Consider the following 17239-nt stretch of genomic DNA (forward strand, 5'->3'; position numbering starts at 1 on the left):
TCGGACAAAAAACATCCTACTTTTCAAAAACATCTATATTTGCAGCCTCAAAAGCGGGTGTGGCGGAATTGGTAGACGCGCCAGACTTAGGATCTGGTGTCGAAAGACGTGTGGGTTCGAGTCCCTTCACCCGCACCAAATTGTTTTAAGAACCTGACCCTCAATGATTCATTGAGGGTTTTGTTTTAATAATAAATCAGGAGAAAGAAGTAAACATGACGACGAATGAAAAGTGCCTCTATGCGCGGCAACAATTTGCCGGCGAGCTTAATTGTGCGCAATCAGTTTTGAGCGCTTACGCTGAAGAACTAGAACTATCACGTGATGAATTGGAGCGCATGGGTGCGGCATTGGGCGGTGGCATGGGCGAAGGTGAAATATGCGGAGCTGTTTCGGCAGCGCTGTTGGTGCTTGGCCTTAAGCTGGGGCATACGCAGCATACACCCGAAAAAAAGCCAGAACTAAAGGCTGCTGCAGAAGATTTTAGAAATCAGTTTCTCGAGAGGTTCAATTCGCTCAAATGTAGCGAGCTGATAGGGTTGCAGATAAAAAACGCTCCCGATCGCCTGCAGGCACACGCCAATAATGTTTTTGATAACGAATGCGCCGGTTTCATTTGCGCGGCCATTGCGCTGGTTGATAAAATTACCGACAAACATCTTTGAATAAAAAATAACAAAAGATCTGGCCCAAACAAAGAACCCCTCACCGCAAAGGGCAGAAGGATTCCGATAAAAAGCTCTCCCTGATTAGGGAAAACAGATAGAAAACGTAATAAAACCGGAAGGCCGGCAAAAGTGGGTGTAAAAGGTTTTGTAGTACTTTTGCAGCCTAAAATAGTAAAAACTGACTATATGAACATCACACACGAAACTACCGACACCCTGAGTGGGGTCATCAAACTGGAGATAAACCAGGAGGATTATCAGGAACAATATCAGAAAGAATTGCGCGAGCACAGACGCAAGGCTGTGATGCCAGGATTCCGTCCGGGCAAAGTTCCAGCCAGCATAATCGAAAAAAAATATGGTACTGCCCTGCTCGTCGAGGAGGTGAATAAAGTGGTTTCTGAAGCTTTGCAGAAATATATCAGCGACAATTCGCTCGACCTGTTGGGCTATCCACTGTCCCGACCCGACGAAAAAGGCATCGACTTCATCCGCGACCGTAATTTTACTTTTTATTTCGACATCGGTTTTGCGCCTGCAGTAAACGTGGATCTTACCGCTCTCGCTCCCATCGAAAAATTTGATGTGAAAATTGATGACGACACGCTGCAACCATTCATCGAAAGAGCCTTGGAAGATCAGGGAAAATTTGTAGAAAAAGAAACCGTTGAAGCCGACGACTTTTTGGATGTACAGATTGATGAGCTTGACGTAGATGGCAAAATCAACAAAAAAGGCATTTCTAGCAAAACAAGAATTTCAGTTGCCAGCATCACCGACGATAGCTTCCGCGAAAAATTGATAGGCAGCAAAGTGGCCCAATCGTTCAATTTCGATCCTTTAAAAATTACTGCCAATCCTGCAGCTGCTGCTAAAATGCTGGGAATGGAAGAAAAAGAAGCCGAAAAAATCTCCGGCGACTTTAATATGGAAATAGGAAAGATCGAGCATTTCCAACCCGCAGAACTCAACGAAGAGTTTTTTAAGGCTGTTTTCCCTGACACCCAATTAAACACTGAAGAGGAGTTCAAAGAAAGAATGCGTCAGGAAGTAAAACGCTTTTATGACAATGACAGCAAACACATTTTTGCCCGTCGCGCCTTCGATCATATCATCGAAATCAACGATTTGCAACTTCCTGATGAATTCCTCAAAAAATGGCTCTTTGCAAACAATGACGGCCAGATACCAATGGAGGAAATTGAAAAAGATTACGACAATTATCGTGGCGGGATGAAGCTGCAACTGGTGCAGGATGCGCTGATAAAAAAATATCCTGAGGTAGCTGTAAGCGACCATGACGTACGCACCGAAATCATGAATCAGTTCCGCAGATATTTTTCGGCTTCCAGTGGCTTAGATTCTGACGACGAAGAACTCAACAAGCAATTGGTAATGCTTGCCGACAACTATATGGAAAAAAATAAGGAGGAAGTACACCGCACCCACGACCAAATTTATAACGAGCGTATTGCCGACTTAATGAACGAACATGTTCAGAAAACGGTGGTTGGAGTTACTCCTGATGAGATGAAACAAAAGGTTGAGGAATTATCAGAATTGGATCATGACCAAGAGCACAATCACGATCACGATCACGATCATAACCATGACCATACCGACGATCAGGAAACTGAGCACGACAGCGAAGTGAAATAATGTACATGAACATTTGCGAAAAGCAGTCGTTTTAAGAACAAATTAACACGAAAAAACAATGATGTATTCACCCAAAGATTTTAATAAATACGCTGTCGGACACCGCGGCATCAGCAGCATGTCGCTGCACAAATACACTTCGGTTTACACCAATTACATCTCGCCCACAATTATCGAAGAGCGACAGCTTAACGTGGCACAGATGGACGTCTTTTCGCGACTGATGATGGATCGCATCATATTTCTGGGCGTGCCCATCGACGACCATGTTGCCAACATCGTTCAGGCACAGCTCCTCTATCTCGAATCGGCCGACTCGTCGAAAGACATACAAGTTTACCTCAACACCCCCGGCGGATCGGTGTATGCCGGGCTGGGCATCTACGACACCATGCAATACATCGGCAGCGACGTAGCTACTATTTGTACAGGCATGGCCGCATCGATGGGCGCCATATTGTTGTGCGCCGGAGAGCCTGGCAAACGCACAGCCCTCAAGCACTCTCGCATACTTATCCACCAGCCCATGGGCGGCGCTCAGGGTCAGGCTTCCGATATCGAAATTACTGCTCGCGAGATTTTAAAACTCAAAAATGAACTCTACGAAATCATCGCCAAGCACAGCAAGCAGGATGCTGAGAAAATTTGGAAAGATGCCGACCGCGACTACTGGCTTACCTCGCAGGAAGCCAAAGAATATGGAATGATTGACGAAGTGCTCGACCGCCCCAAAAAATAATGCTATCTTCTTTTTTAATAATTAATACCCTTTCTGATAATGGCCAAACAATCCGATAAATGTTCTTTTTGCGGAAGAAGCAGAAACGAAACCGGGATGCTCATCATGGGCATCGATGGGAACATCTGCAACGAATGCGTGGAACAAGCTGCGGCCATTCTGGAAGAGGATAGTAAGATTGCACATAAAAGCCACGCCAAACTTAAACTGCCCAAACCTACCGAGATAAAGCATTTTCTCGATCAGTATGTTATCGGTCAGGAAGAATCCAAGCGCGTGCTTTCGGTGGCGGTTTACAACCATTACAAACGCATCGACCAAACCAAACAAAGTGAGGAAGATGATGTAGAGATCGAAAAGTCGAACATCATCATCGTGGGCGAAACCGGAACCGGCAAAACGCTGATGGCACGAACCATCGCACGGATGCTGAAAGTTCCTTTTGCCATAGCCGATGCCACCATCCTTACCGAGGCCGGCTATGTGGGCGAAGACGTGGAGAGCATTCTTTCCAGACTTTTGATGGCTTCTAATTACGATGTGAAAGCCGCCGAGCGGGGCATCGTGTTTATCGATGAGATAGATAAGATAGCCCGCAAGAGCGACAACCCTTCCATCACTCGCGACGTATCGGGTGAAGGCGTGCAGCAGGCGCTGCTCAAGTTGCTCGAAGGTTCCATTGTGAATGTGCCACCGCAGGGAGGTCGTAAGCATCCCGATCAAAAATATGTGCAGGTCAACACACAAAACATATTGTTCGTCGCCGGAGGCGCCTTCAATGGCATCGATAAAATTATTGCATCACGTATGCGCACCAATGTAGTGGGCTACCAAATCGTAAAAGAAATCGAAGCCATCGACAAGAGCAACATGTTGCAATACGTCGCCCCACCCGATCTTAAAAAGTTTGGACTCATCCCCGAAATTGTAGGGCGCATGCCGGTGGTGTCGTTCCTCAATCCACTGGATGCTTCGGCACTGAAACGCATCCTCACCGAACCAAAAAATGCGCTCACCAAACAGTTCATCCGGCTGTTCCAAATCGACGGCATCGAACTTACCTTCACTGACGATGCTCTGAGTTTTATGGTCGAAAAAGCCCTTGAATTCAAGTTGGGTGCCCGCGGATTGCGCTCCATCATGGAAGCTATCCTTACGGATGCTATGTTTGAACTGCCCGATAAAAAGAATGTGAAAAAACTGGAAGTCACCGGCAAATACGCTGCGCAGCGTCTTCAAAGCAAAAGCTTTGCAGGCATGCGTGTAGCTTAGCCTCCCGCTCGTTTAGACAGCAGTTTAGCCTGCGCCTCAAATATTCGGCTCGTTTGTTGCGTTATTTTGCATTAAAAAACCAATTTATGCGAAATATACTTTTTGTAATATTTGTAATTTTCGCTGCAACTCCCCTGCTGCATGCACAGGAATCCAAATATCATCTCCTTCCCGTCCGCGTTGTCGATGGCGACACGCTACCATACATCAACCTGTCGCCGGTAGAAGTTTTTGATTTCCGGATATTTAAAACCCAGCGTGAAGTGCGCCAAAACAACAGGCTTATCCGCAACGTAAAGCGTGTGTATCCCTGGGCCAAACTCGCCGGACAAAAACTTGTGGAATACGAAACCGTGCTCAGCCACGTAGAGAGCGATCGCGAAAAGCGACAAATTATGAAAGAGATCGAAAAACAGATACACGAAGAATATGGTGGCGAACTGCGCAAACTCACCATCAGCCAGGGCAAAATACTCATAAAACTTGTCGACCGCGAAACGGGCAACACCTCCTACAACCTGGTGCAGGACTTTAGAGGAATGTTTGTCGCCTTCTTTTATCAGTCGTTTGCACGGATATTTGGTTACAACCTCAAAATAAATTACGAACCCGAAGGCGAAGACCGCAACATCGAAGTGATCGTGCGCATGATCGAAAACGGAGTGATCTAAAGGCAATCTTCAGTTCTCAGTCGGCAGCCTTCAAATACCAAAATTTCAGGTATTTACATGGATTAGCACCGTGTTCTACACAGAATAATACTGTGAGATTTCACGAAAAACAACCTGCTCTTTGGTGGCTGACGTCGGTTGGTGAGCGGAGCCGAACCAAGTCGAAACCAGCCTGTCGGAGGGAAAAACAAACAATTAAATCCCGGTGGTATTAAGATTTCCCAGACTGATAGTAAATACCTTGGTTTGTTCGGGATCGTCGTCGTTGATGAGTTTGAGCGCTACCTGCAAATGAAGGAGGTAAATGTTGAGCTCGGTATTTTTTGATTTGATAATGCCGATTTTTAGGATGTCGGAATTGATAATTCCATAAGTACGTTTTTCGATAATTCCGAATATCTCGTCCGGATAATCGTCGAGGATGTTGCATTCGTAATCGTTGAGAAATTCCTCAATATTTGAAATTTCGGTCATGGTGATTACCTGCAGATTTTCCAGCCCACCAATGTTTACCAAAAACCATTTATTCACATTTTGGTCTATCAGGCAGCGGTTCAGATTGTCGCGCTGCAGGATGCGGGCACAGTTGATGATGGCGCGGCCAAAAAAGTTGTCGCCAAATTTGTAGATATTGTCGTAAGTGATGGCATAACGCAAATTGATGCTGCCGATGATACTGCGTAGTTTGGGATAAAAATGAAAAGCGTTATAAACGCGCAGTATGATGGCCATGTTGATGGCAAAAAGCAACGAGTGCAGGGGTGTATCAAAGATGAAAAAGCCGCCGTCGCCGGTGCTGATGAAATGCTTGTTGATCTTTTCCTGATCGTATTTCTGAAAAATATACTTGTGGTTGGCAAAGCATTGCTCTATGGCCACCTCCATAAAACGGCGGAATAAGAAAGGTATGAGCGACTGTTCAAAGTGGCTGTAGCCGGTGCTGTACTGGTAAATATCGACACCCAGAACTGACTTATGGGGGATGTTCTTATCGTTGACGTAAGTCTGCAGCTCCGCAAAAAGATCCTCGTCGTCGGGGATGATGTTGGTTTTACGGAAAAGCACACGGCTATCCTTCTCTTTCAGGATGTTGCTAATCTCGTCGTAGCTAAGTTCTTTGATAGGAACACTCATTGATGAATGATTATTAATAAATCGTACAGCGCAAAAATAGGTAAAATTTACAACGGATTATCCCTATGCTTTCGGTGGGCGTGGCTTGCGCTTTTGGCGTGAAACACTTTTGCTGGCTGGTTTTTTACGAAATGGTTTACCGCCGCCAGCTCTACCACGATCACCTCCAAAGCTCCGATTCGACACTTCATATTTTGGTCCCTCGCCCAGTTCTTCGGGAAGCGGCATCTTGCGCACCTCGCTGCCGATGAGTTTTTCTATCTTTTGAAAGTTACGCACTTCTTTCTGATTGATAAAAGTGATGGCAATACCAGTTTTTTCGGCACGGGCAGTACGACCCACGCGGTGTACATAATCTTCGGCATCTTGTGGCACATTGTAGTTGAGCACCAGACTGATGTCATCCACATCAATGCCTCGGGAAACAATATCGGTGGCTACAAGAATGCGCGTGTGACGATTTTTAAAATCATTGAGAACCTCTTTGCGCACGTTTTGGTCCAGGTCGGAATGGATGGCGCTCACGTCCATCTTCATTCGCTTGAGCTCCTTTTCGAGGTCTTTCACACTGGATTTAGTAGCTGAAAAAATTAATATCGAAGCAAGTTCTTTTTTATCATGTATCAAAGTCTTGAGCAGTTTTGTCTTCTGGCTGTCGTGCACCAGATAGGCAGCCTGCAGAACATTCTCGGCAGGTTTCGATACTTCCAGACTGATCTCCACGGGATCGTGCATTACCTTTCGCGCCATCTGTCGAATCTCCTCGGGCATGGTAGCCGAAAACATCAGCGTTTGTCGCTCCTTGGGCAGGAAGCTAATGATGCGCTGGATGTCGGGCAAAAAGCCCATGTCGAGCATACGGTCGGCTTCGTCGAGGATTAGGCAGCTTAGCTTGTCCAACTTTACATAACCCAGGTTAAGATGCGAAATCAAGCGGCCGGGAGTAGCAACGATCACATCTGCACCTTCTTTAACAGCTTTTTTCTCAATTTCAAAATCTGCACCGGTACCTCCCCCATAGACTGCGAGAGAACTTATGCCGGCGTAATAAGCAAGGCCTTCGAAATGTTGGTCGAGTTGCACGGCAAGCTCGCGTGTGGGGGCGATGACCAGTGCGCGGATGCTGTGGCCGCCGGAAGAATGCGTCAGCAGGTTATGAAGCAGTGGCAACACATAAGCGGCGGTTTTGCCGGTGCCTGTCTGTGCGCAGGCTATCACATCTTTTTGCGCCATGATGTGCGGAATGGCTTGCTCCTGAACAGTTGTGGGTATTTCGTAGCCAATGGCTTCTATGCCTTCCATCACGGCATCATGCAGTTTGAAATCAGAAAAAGTCAATAGTACTCCTTTGTTTTACAGGTTGATATTTATTCATCAACAATTTTGCGCAAAGCTAAGTTTAAAACAGCTTTGCCGGATAAGATAAGAAAAATTGTAATCAATTAAATTAAAAAAAAGAATATCAAATAAAGCCTGCCCTGCGGTGATTACGGTGGCTGAGCCTGTCGAAGTCAACCTGTCGAAACCAGCCTTTCGAAAGGAACATCGAATACCAAATTTTGTAGTAAAGGACTTGACATTTCCAATCTATTTTATATCCCCTCAAAAGGATGCACTCTATCGAAATCCGGATTATAATTAGCTCCGCTCTCCAACTCCTGGATAAAACCATTGCGGAAGCCCAGTTCATCAAAAGCTTCGAGTACCTGGCGATACTCCTCCTGAGTGATGCCACGGTTGAGTCCGGCAAAATGTTGTACAGCCAGCGTGGGCGCATACTGCGACATCAGCGAGATGTGGATAGATGTAGAAATTTCTTCGGCCAGAAAGCGCAATGCCGCCACACTATTTTCGATTTGTCCGGGCAACACCAGATGCCGAACCAAAATTCCACTTGTAGCCACACCCTCCTCGTCGGTGATGAGTGAAGAGCCTTTCTGGCGGTACATTTCGCGCAAAGCTTTCATGGCAACTTCGGGATAATCTTTTGCCCGCGAATAACGCTTTGCCAGCGCAGCATCCAAATATTTAAAATCAGGTAGATAAACATCCACGATGTTTTCGAGGCTGCGCAGGGTTTCCACCCGATCATACGCATTGGTATTATAAACGATAACCGGATTTCGTCCCAAATCTTTCAGCGCCGTCACAATCATCTTCACGTGCGGCACATAATGCGACGGCGAGACAAAACCCACGCTTTTGCATCCCTGATCCAGACATTTTAAAATATCATCCACTACTACCTGAAGCGAAGGGTAGCGAACAGAATGTTTTAGTTTGTTGCTGCTGATCTGATCGTTTTGACAATAGACACACTGCAGGTTGCAATGATCAAAAAAAACGTTGCAAATACCCGCCTCCCCTCCTATCACAGGCTCTTCACCATGATGAATACAAATGGAAGCGATATTAAAACCGGCATCGCTTCGGCACCAGCCGGCAGCTCCCGTCAGCCGATCCACGTTGCATTGGCGCGGGCACAGCGAACAATTTTGAAATGGCTCCAGAAAATGAGTGTAATCAGCCTCAACAATAGATTTCATCATGCCTCTTTTTTCCCATTTTCAATTTTCTCATCGGCCTCTTGACGATCTTCCTGGTCAGCGACAGGCGTGTCCTGCTGCAAGCGCGCAGACGGAACAAAGCAAAGGGTGACGAGGATCGGGAAGTGGTCGGAGCCTATTGATGGCAAGCGTTCCAATGAAACTATCTTAAAATCGGTGGAATGAAACAAGTGGTCGAGCGGCCAACGCAAATACCAGTGCATGGCATTAAAAGTATTAAAAAAGCCTCTACCTTTTCGCGGATCAGCCATACCACTTATCTTTTGAAAAAGTCGTGTGGTGCCCGACCATGCCACATCGTTGAGGTCGCCAAAAACCAGCGTTGACTCTTTATCGGGCTTTAGGCGGCGACCTGTAAGCAGCAGCTCCGCGTCACGAGGCACGGAGCTGTCGGCTTCGGTAGGACTTGGCGGCCGCGGATGCAAACAATGAATCTTTACACGCTGATCGTTGCGCAAAGTTGCATAAGCCGAGACAGAAGGAATGTCGTCCTGAATCAGATATTCCACACGCACATCATCGAGCTTTAATTTGGAATACAAATGCATCCCATAGCGATTCTCGAGCGGAACCTTTTTATTATTTGGATAATCTTTTTCTAATACTTTGAGCTGTTGCTGCCACCATTTGTTGGTTTCAAGGGTAAGCAAAATATCAGGCTTACGTTTACGCACCAAATCAACCAGAGCCTGTGCATTGCGATTGGATTGCAAGACATTGCTCACCATAATGGCAATCACATCTTTCTGATCGCACTGGCCGGCATCCAAAACTTCCTTTTTAGCTAACCGCGTGTAAGGGAAAATTTTTGTAGCCTGATAAATAATCGAAGCCACAATGCCTGCAATTATCAGATAATGCCACCAAAAAGAGAAATCATACAAAAACAAAGCTGCCACCAACGCAACGCCAAGTAGCAGACTTATTTGTATGCGCGGGAAATCGAAGATGCGCACCCACCAATACTGAAGATTGAGGGTGGTAATAAAAGTTGCGATAAACAACATCACAGCCGAGGCTGTGGTAATCAGCAATAAAATTTCGTAAAACGATGAGTCTGGATTCATATCATTTTTTTTAAGAAAACAGAAATTGGCTGTAGCCAAAATAACCAGATGAGTTTCCGGCTGCTAAATTATAAAAATCTGCGGAGGCATCAGTCGACTTTCAATTTTAGCTTTGGAAGTGTTTCGATTAGAATCTTGATTATTTGCAGGATGTTCGCTAAACCCGGCCTTTAGACCGGGGGATAAAAGGACACAGGATTTTGGCGGCGTTAGCCCTGGATTGAATCGTTGCAAAAAAAGTACTTTTGGCCATTGGTCAATGTCGCATCAACTAACAAATAGGACATTAAGAAAAAAGAAAGTTTATATTTTTTTATAAAAAAAAGAAAAATGAGAATAAAACCTAACGTTTCAAAATCATTTTATCAAAAACTATTTCTGCTTACGCTGATTGGATTCTTCGCCATCAGGACAGCCTCTGCGCAGAATCCCGAAATGGCGGAAAAGGTGAAGGCGGAGTTTGTTCGTGCCTGGGACGATTATAAAACCTACGCCTGGCCGCACGATCTACTCAAGCCTGTTTCTCGCAGCTATTCCGACTGGTACGAGCATTCGCTGCACATATCCCCCATCGATGCCTACAGCACCATGAAGGTGATGCACTTGGAGGAGCAGGCCGCCGAGGTGGAAAAGTACGTGAAGGAGGAAGTGGATTTTGATAAAGATATTTTTGTTAAAACTTTTGAAGTCAACATCCGCATCCTCGGCGGACTGCTCACCATGTTTGATTTTACCAACGATACAGCGCTGCTTGCCAAGGCTATCGACTTTGGTGACCGGATGCTTCCTGCTTTCGATTCGCCCACCGGCATACCATACTATTGGGTCAACCTAAAAACCGGAGCCGTGAAAGGTGACGAAGTAAATGTTGCTGAAGCCGGCAGTTATCTTATCGAAATGGGCATGCTGAGCCACTACACCGGCAATCCGATTTATTATCAAAAAGCCAAGGCCGCTTCGATGGCAATTTTTAGCCGCCGCTCGCCCATCGGGCTTATAGGCGAACGCATCAACATCGTCAGCGGCGAATGGACGGATGAACGAAGTCACATCGGTTGCTGCATCGACAGCTACTACGAATATCTTTGTAAAGGATCGCTACTTTTTGGCGACGAAGAGCTGGGTGATATGTGGAAGCAAAGTCTGAAAGCTATCAACAGACATCTGACCGAAAAAATAAACGGCAGATTATGGTATGGACAGGTCGACATGAACACCGGTGAAATCATTAATCGAGTGGTAACGCTCTACGACGCCTTCTTTCCGGCAGTTTTGGCTTTAAGCCAAAAAATAAATCAGGCCGCCGACTTTCAGGATTCGTGGTTTTGGCTGTGGAATAAAAATGGGCTTGAGCCAATGGTTTACGACTACGGCACCGACAGCATCACGCATCCTTCTTACGACCTGAACCCTGAGATTGTTGAGTCGGCGTATTACCTTTATTATTACACCAACGACGAAAAATACATGCAGATGAACGTCACCATTTTTGAGGATTTGCTAGAGCATTGCCGATACGATGTCGCCTATACTTCCATTGCCAACGTAAAAACCAAAGAGCGCAGCGACGAGCTACCGACTTTTTTCTTTGCCGAAACACTCAAATATCTCTATCTGACTTTCAGTGATGAATACGATCATTTTCTGGATGAGCACGTCCTGAGCACCGAAGCACACCCATTCAAAAAGAGTAATTTTGCCAGATAAATTTTTAAATTTTAGAATATTTGATTCTTAAGAACATGGAGGAATTCTTTCTTTTTACCTCACCCCCGACCCCTCTCCAATTGGAGAGGGGAGCACAACTGCCGGGCTTTATCCGAGTTCGCCAGGCAGAGCGCTTCGTTTGGATTTCCTGCTTTTCAATGAAAGATAGCCCCTTCTTCAACATCTGGAGGAAATGGTTGGGACATTTCAGAAAACTGATATTGGAATCGCTACAATCTGACGCAAGTATAATCACCAAAGCATTTATTAATTTACTCCCGAAATCATGATGACCCTCGATAAAATTCCACAAATAAAACATCTCCCCATCGGGAACTTCTTTTTGATGGCCGGCCCGTGCGTCATCGAAAATCACGAAACACCGTATGCTATTGTTGAGCATATTATCGAAATCACCAACCGACTGGGAATTCCCTACATTTTTAAGGCGTCGTATCGCAAAGCCAACCGCTCCCGTATGGATAGTTTCATGGGCATTGGCGACGAAGCTGCACTTCGCATCCTCGCCGACATCCGCAAGCGCTATCAGGTGCCGGTAGTAACGGATATTCATTCGGCTGCCGAGGCTGAAATGGCTGCTGAATATGTTGACATTCTGCAGATTCCCGCTTTTTTGTGTCGTCAGACCGACCTGCTGGTGGCAGCTGCAAAAACGCAGCGAACCATCAACATCAAAAAGGGACAGTTTCTTTCGGGTGCAAGCATGCGTTTTGCAGTGGAAAAAGTTCGCGAAGCAGGCAACGAAAAGGTGATGCTCACCGAACGCGGCAGCATGTTTGGCTATCAGGATTTAGTTGTGGATTTCCGCAACATTCCGGAGATGAAGAAGAACCAGGTTCCTGTGGTGCTCGACTGCACCCATTCGCTGCAGCAGCCAAACCAACAGGAAGGCGTTACGGGTGGACGTCCCGACCTGATCGAAACCATTGCCAAAGCCGGCATCGCTGCTGGAGCCGACGGATTGTTTATCGAAACGCACCCCAATCCTGCGAAAGCCCTCTCCGACGGCGCCAATATGCTACACCTCGACCTGCTCGATGAACTTTTGCAAAAGCTTGTGCACATTAGCCTGGCGGTGAGGTAATGATTGTTTACAAAAGGTAACACCCTCCCCCAAAAACCTGCTCGTAACTACCTGCAAAGAGTTATTTGACTACTTTTGTTTGTCGAAAAAGAGTACAATTATTCATGTTTTAAAATATTGATATAATGAAAGATACGCCCATAAACTATGAGCTTGTAAAAGAAACCATCCGCAAAAGCGGACTACCTAAAGTTGGTAACGCCTCCATCCGGGAAATTAAAAAACTTATCGATCAGCTCGAGAAAGCTACCGGCGAGCGCTACGTTCGCATGGAGATGGGAATACCCGGACTGCCGCCCACACAAATTGGCGTAGATGCACAAAAAGCAGCCCTCGACAAAGGAGTGGCCGCTATCTATCCCGACATCTTTGGCATTGCTCCGCTGAAAGGACAAATTTCACAATTTGTCAAAAATTTCATGGGCATCGACGTGAGTCCGGAAGGCTGTCTACCAACTGTTGGATCGATGCAGGGAAGCTTTGCTGCTTTTATGACCCTCAACCGCATGCATGCCGACCGCGAAGGAACATTGTTTATCGACCCCGGTTTCCCGGTACACAAACAGCAGCTCCGCGTATTGGGTCAGGGATGGGAATCGTTTGACGTTTACAATTACCGTGGCGACAAGCTTCACGATAAACTCGAATCGTATCTTAAAACAGGTAAGATTTGCACCATTTTATATTCCAACCCCAACAACCCATCCTGGATTTGCTTTACAGAAAAAGAACTGCAAACCATCGGCGAACTGGCCAACAAGTACAATGTAATTGTAATAGAAGACCTGGCCTATTTTGCTATGGACTTCCGTAAAGATTATTCCAAACCGGGAGTTCCGCCCTATCAGCCTACGGTGGCAAGATACACCGACAGCTATGTACTTCTGATTTCCAGTTCAAAAGCATTCAGCTATGCCGGCGAAAGAATTGGTATGATGGTGCTTTCCGACAAGCTTTTCAACACCACTGCTCCTGACCTGAAACGCTATTACAAATCGACAAATGTTGGCTACGCCATCGTCTTCGAAACTCTCTACTCGCTAAGCTCCGGCACAAACCACTCGGCACAATATGCGCTGACTGCAATCCTGAAAGCCGCTAACAATGGCGAATTGGATTTTGTCGAAATCGTCAAAGAATATGGCGAGAAAGCGAAGATTATGAAGAAATTATTCACCAACAATGGTTTTTATATCGTTTATGACAAAGACGAAGACCAGGATATCGCCGACGGGTTTTACTTCACCTTTGCTTATCCCGGCATGACCGGCGCCGAGCTGCTGGAAGAGATGCTCTATTATGGCGTTTCAGCCATTACCCTCGACATCACCGGAAGCGAACGCCATGAGGGCATCCGCGCATGCGTGTCGCTGGTAAACCGCAACCAGTTTGGTGACCTCGAAAATCGCCTGAAGAAGTTTCATGCAGACCACAAGAAATAAAGCTTCAACAAAAAGCAAATTCCAAATGACAAATAAACGGGAGTCTGAATCGTAGGGTGATTTCCATACCTAAAAATTTATGCTCACAGCACACAAATTTCAGCAACAGATTCCCTAATAACAATAAACCTCAAAGACGGTGCGGCGCGGAGAAAACAAAAATACCTCTGTGTCTCCCCGTCTTTGCGGTTTTTATAATAAAACGCTGTGTCTCTCCGCCTCTGCGGTTAGTTCTAAAAAAATCATCTGCATCTCTATACGAAAATCCCCTACCTTTGCGGCAAAACAAAAGCCGTGAAAATAGCAGTAAATACCAGACTTTTGATCAAAGACAAGCTCGAAGGCATCGGATGGTTTACCTACGAGAACCTTCGGCGCATCACCACGCAGCATCCCGAGCACACCTTTTACTTCCTGTTTGATCGCAAATTTCATCCTTCTTTTATTTTTGCCGACAATGTAATTCCGCTGGTAGTCCCACCACAAGCGCGGCATCCGCTGCTGTATTATGTGTGGTTTGAATTTTCGGTGCCACGGGCACTCAAGAAAATTGGGGCGCAGATGTTCTTCTCACCAGACGGATATCTTTCGTTAAAAACCCAGGTGCCGTCGATGAATGTTTTTCACGATCTCAACTTCGAGCACTACCCGCAAGATCTGCCGCGTGCCGAGCGCCGGTTTTACCGAAACTATTTTCCGGAATATGCTTTCAAAGCCAAACGAATTGCTACAGTATCTGAATATTCAAAACTGGACATCGTAAAGCTATATGGTGTAGAAAAAGATAAAATAGATGTGGTTTACAATGGTGCCAATGAACTGTTTGTTCCGCTGGATGAGGCAACACGCGACGCCACCCGAAAAAAATATACCGCTGGCGCTCCTTACTTTCTTTTCATCGGATCGCTGCACCCACGCAAAAACCTGGCGCGACTTTTCCCGGCCTACGATGCTTTTAAAGCTACCGACAATCAGGGCGTCAAGCTGCTGATAGTTGGAGAAAAAAAGTGGTGGACTTCCGAAATTGAGGATGCATACAACAACATGCAATACCGCGACGAAGTGATCTTCTCCGGGCGACTGCGCGTGGACGAATTACACCACGTGCTGGCCTCGGCACTGGCCACCACTTACGTTAGTTATTTTGAGGGCTTTGGCATCCCCATTGTCGAGTCTTTCTATTGCGATGTGCCGGTAATTACAAGCAACGTAACCTCTATGCCCGAAGTAGCCGGCGACGCCGCCCTGCTGGTCGATCCTTTCTCGGTACCATCCATAACGGACGCATTGCAGCAAATCGCTACCAACGCTGACCTGCGTGAGGATTTGATTATTAAAGGACGCGAGCGACGAAAAATGTTCAGTTGGCAAAAAACTTCCGAGCGATTGTGGTGTTCTATGGAAAAACTTATCGAACAAATCGACTGACACCCTGGTTTCTCTCCACTTTTATCCTTCACACCTTTGGTCTGCTGCCCATTGTTTATGCGCTTTTTGTGCGGGAGAAGGTGGGGGATGATTGATGCTGGCATGTTTTCTAATTCAGAGCACAATTCATCCCCGATCTCAAATCCACAAGCTGTAAGCAGGTGCATAATGCTCACAAAATTTCTCTACTCTGATGATTGCATTCTTACGTAGGACGCCACTCTCCATCCTCGATTACGATATAATGGGGGGGGGGGGGGAATTCACACACACGGAAAATTTGGTTTGCTTTGTCATGATCGCCTAACCTAAATTATAGACTTCTGCATGCCATCCGGGTTTTGTTTTTTGATTAATTCCCATATTTCTTTAAGCTCAAGGATTTGATCGATGTCGTATTTTTTTGTTCCTTCATCCAATTTATTGAAATTAACCAGATTTTTATGTTCCTTTTTTGGTTCGTTCCTTTTGCGATTGTAGCTCCAGGCATAATAATACTTTGTAGCCATCCAACGCCTGTGCTCTTTTTCAGCTAATTGCAACACATTTTGCTGATCATTAAGAAATCCAAAATCGACAGCTGCTTCCCATGGGTTTAGAAAATATCTCGGGTCGGTAAACTGATTCATTGCCCTGAATTTGATAAAGCAATGCTCAACGACCGAACGGTTATCATCACGTATTTCTTCATCCAACAGGTGCCAGGGCAACATCGTTTCCTTCATTTCCGGCAGCTTGCCGGATGGAGTTAAATTAGCATCAACTTTTTCGACATAATCTTTTATTGCCCGTTTTAGCCAGCGGTGATGAACAGCAATGGCAATCTTATCAATATTCAGATCCGTAATATTTTCGTGCTTTGCAACGACGTTAAAAATCTCAACTGTATGGGCGTTTTCTGGTTTTTCAACAGTTATTCCCGACATTACATCTTTTGTAAACCAACGAATTATGGGTATTTTTTTATCAAAAACTTCTACTGCTTTAATTGAATAGGATGCTTGCAAACCATCTGAATCACTACAAATATAAATGATATCAACATCTTCAATATTTTTCCCGGTAGCACATTCCGAAGTAAGGTGGTGGGGATTGAGTTCAACAAAATTTATAAAAAACAACCTTTTCATATCCTTTCGCTTATTCCTCATTTTATTCTCAATCAGATGAATATTCTCTCCCAATAGGGTGATTCTGCTTTTACTACCATTGATGAAATGGCAATTTTGTAAGCAAAGTTTAAGCAGCTCTTCTCCCATTTGACTGAACCCGATTAACAAAATATGAATCGGGGCATCATTTTTTGAAACGACAGGTCTAAACCGATCGGGTGGGTATTGCCTGAAAACATGCCTTGCTGCTAATTCATTAATATTGAATAATTTGATCTGAGTACCCGATTGTAATGAATCTCTATCGCAAATAGGATGAAATTCAAGTAATTCAGCTTTAAGCCGTTCAAAGGTTTTCTTTGCTTCCTTCAGGTCATTTTCAGATGATAACGTCGTTTTGATCTGCTCAGCTAACTTTCGGTGCTCAACCAATTTCTTCCATATTTCGCAATTACGTCGTGCCGGAATTCTAACCATCTCCTGAGTAACCGCTAATTTAAGATCCCGGTTATCGATGTTTGCTGTAACGACAAGGTCAGAATTCCTTTTACTACTCTTCGCAAGGATTGACTTAATATTCGATATAATCGTGAGGTTATTTCTTAAATCAAAACAGCCCGGTGCTTTTTATAATTGGAGAAGGGATTTTGCGTTGTTAAAAATATAAA

The 17239-nt window shown here is 45.3% G+C and carries 14 protein-coding genes and 1 tRNA gene; 10 read left to right on the plus strand and 5 right to left on the minus strand.

Annotation, left to right across the window (positions count from 1 at the left end; all coding sequences use genetic code 11):
• Positions 1-53 precede the first annotated feature (53 nt).
• The 6 genes from VFC92_12520 to VFC92_12545 all read left to right on the plus strand — a co-directional run bounded on the left by VFC92_12520 (position 54) and on the right by VFC92_12545 (position 5009).
• Positions 54-138 (plus strand) — tRNA-Leu (locus VFC92_12520).
• 77 nt (positions 139-215) lie between these two features.
• Positions 216-665: a C-GCAxxG-C-C family protein gene (locus VFC92_12525; GenBank protein HZK09005.1), complete on the plus strand. Its 450-nt coding sequence runs from the start codon at positions 216-218 to the stop codon at positions 663-665.
• A 189-nt stretch (positions 666-854) separates the two neighbouring features.
• On the plus strand, positions 855-2327 hold the full coding sequence (locus VFC92_12530) for a trigger factor (GenBank protein HZK09006.1): 1473 nt from the start codon (positions 855-857) through the stop codon (positions 2325-2327).
• Between the two features lie 61 nt (positions 2328-2388).
• The gene (gene clpP / locus VFC92_12535; GenBank protein ID HZK09007.1) at positions 2389-3066 is read left to right on the plus strand and encodes an ATP-dependent Clp endopeptidase proteolytic subunit ClpP; all 678 of its coding nucleotides are present in this window, start codon (positions 2389-2391) and stop codon (positions 3064-3066) included.
• A 39-nt stretch (positions 3067-3105) separates the two neighbouring features.
• Positions 3106-4338: an ATP-dependent Clp protease ATP-binding subunit ClpX gene (clpX, locus tag VFC92_12540; GenBank protein ID HZK09008.1), complete on the plus strand. Its 1233-nt coding sequence runs from the start codon at positions 3106-3108 to the stop codon at positions 4336-4338.
• 86 nt (positions 4339-4424) lie between these two features.
• Positions 4425-5009 carry a DUF4294 domain-containing protein gene (locus VFC92_12545; protein HZK09009.1) on the plus strand — a complete coding sequence of 195 codons (585 nt, stop codon included), beginning with the start codon at positions 4425-4427 and terminating at the stop codon, positions 5007-5009.
• 195 nt (positions 5010-5204) lie between these two features.
• Here VFC92_12545 and VFC92_12550 read toward each other — a convergent pair whose 3' ends face one another.
• From VFC92_12550 to VFC92_12565, 4 genes are all read right to left on the minus strand, one after another.
• Positions 5205-6143 (minus strand): hypothetical protein, encoded by a 939-nt coding sequence (locus VFC92_12550; GenBank protein ID HZK09010.1) that lies wholly within the window; start codon positions 6141-6143, stop codon positions 5205-5207.
• A gap of 63 nt (positions 6144-6206) precedes the next feature.
• Positions 6207-7481, minus strand: a complete 1275-nt coding sequence (locus tag VFC92_12555) for a DEAD/DEAH box helicase (protein ID HZK09011.1) — start codon at positions 7479-7481, stop codon at positions 6207-6209.
• A gap of 254 nt (positions 7482-7735) precedes the next feature.
• The gene (locus VFC92_12560) at positions 7736-8692 is read right to left on the minus strand and encodes a radical SAM protein (GenBank protein HZK09012.1); all 957 of its coding nucleotides are present in this window, start codon (positions 8690-8692) and stop codon (positions 7736-7738) included.
• Positions 8689-9777 (minus strand): endonuclease/exonuclease/phosphatase family protein, encoded by a 1089-nt coding sequence (locus VFC92_12565; GenBank protein ID HZK09013.1) that lies wholly within the window; start codon positions 9775-9777, stop codon positions 8689-8691. The genes VFC92_12560 and VFC92_12565 overlap by 4 nt, the downstream gene beginning before the upstream one ends.
• A 330-nt stretch (positions 9778-10107) precedes the next feature.
• On the opposite strand from VFC92_12565, the gene VFC92_12570 reads away from it, so the two are divergent.
• The 4 genes from VFC92_12570 (at position 10108) to VFC92_12585 (ending at position 15459) form a co-directional block, all read left to right on the plus strand.
• Positions 10108-11484, plus strand: a complete 1377-nt coding sequence (locus VFC92_12570; protein ID HZK09014.1) for a glycoside hydrolase family 47 protein — start codon at positions 10108-10110, stop codon at positions 11482-11484.
• A 304-nt stretch (positions 11485-11788) separates the two neighbouring features.
• Positions 11789-12589 carry a 3-deoxy-8-phosphooctulonate synthase gene (gene kdsA / locus VFC92_12575; protein ID HZK09015.1) on the plus strand — a complete coding sequence of 267 codons (801 nt, stop codon included), beginning with the start codon at positions 11789-11791 and terminating at the stop codon, positions 12587-12589.
• 125 nt (positions 12590-12714) lie between these two features.
• A complete protein-coding gene (locus VFC92_12580) occupies positions 12715-14031 on the plus strand; it encodes a pyridoxal phosphate-dependent aminotransferase (GenBank protein HZK09016.1) in 1317 nt (438 codons plus the stop codon).
• 294 nt (positions 14032-14325) lie between these two features.
• The gene (locus VFC92_12585; GenBank protein HZK09017.1) at positions 14326-15459 is read left to right on the plus strand and encodes a glycosyltransferase family 1 protein; all 1134 of its coding nucleotides are present in this window, start codon (positions 14326-14328) and stop codon (positions 15457-15459) included.
• 308 nt (positions 15460-15767) lie between these two features.
• Here VFC92_12585 and VFC92_12590 read toward each other — a convergent pair whose 3' ends face one another.
• A complete protein-coding gene (locus VFC92_12590) occupies positions 15768-17003 on the minus strand; it encodes a RyR domain-containing protein (protein ID HZK09018.1) in 1236 nt (411 codons plus the stop codon).
• Positions 17004-17239: the final 236 nt, after the last annotated feature.

Source organism: Bacteroidales bacterium, assembly GCA_035647615.1.
Taxonomy (GTDB): domain Bacteria; phylum Bacteroidota; class Bacteroidia; order Bacteroidales; family 4484-276; genus SABY01.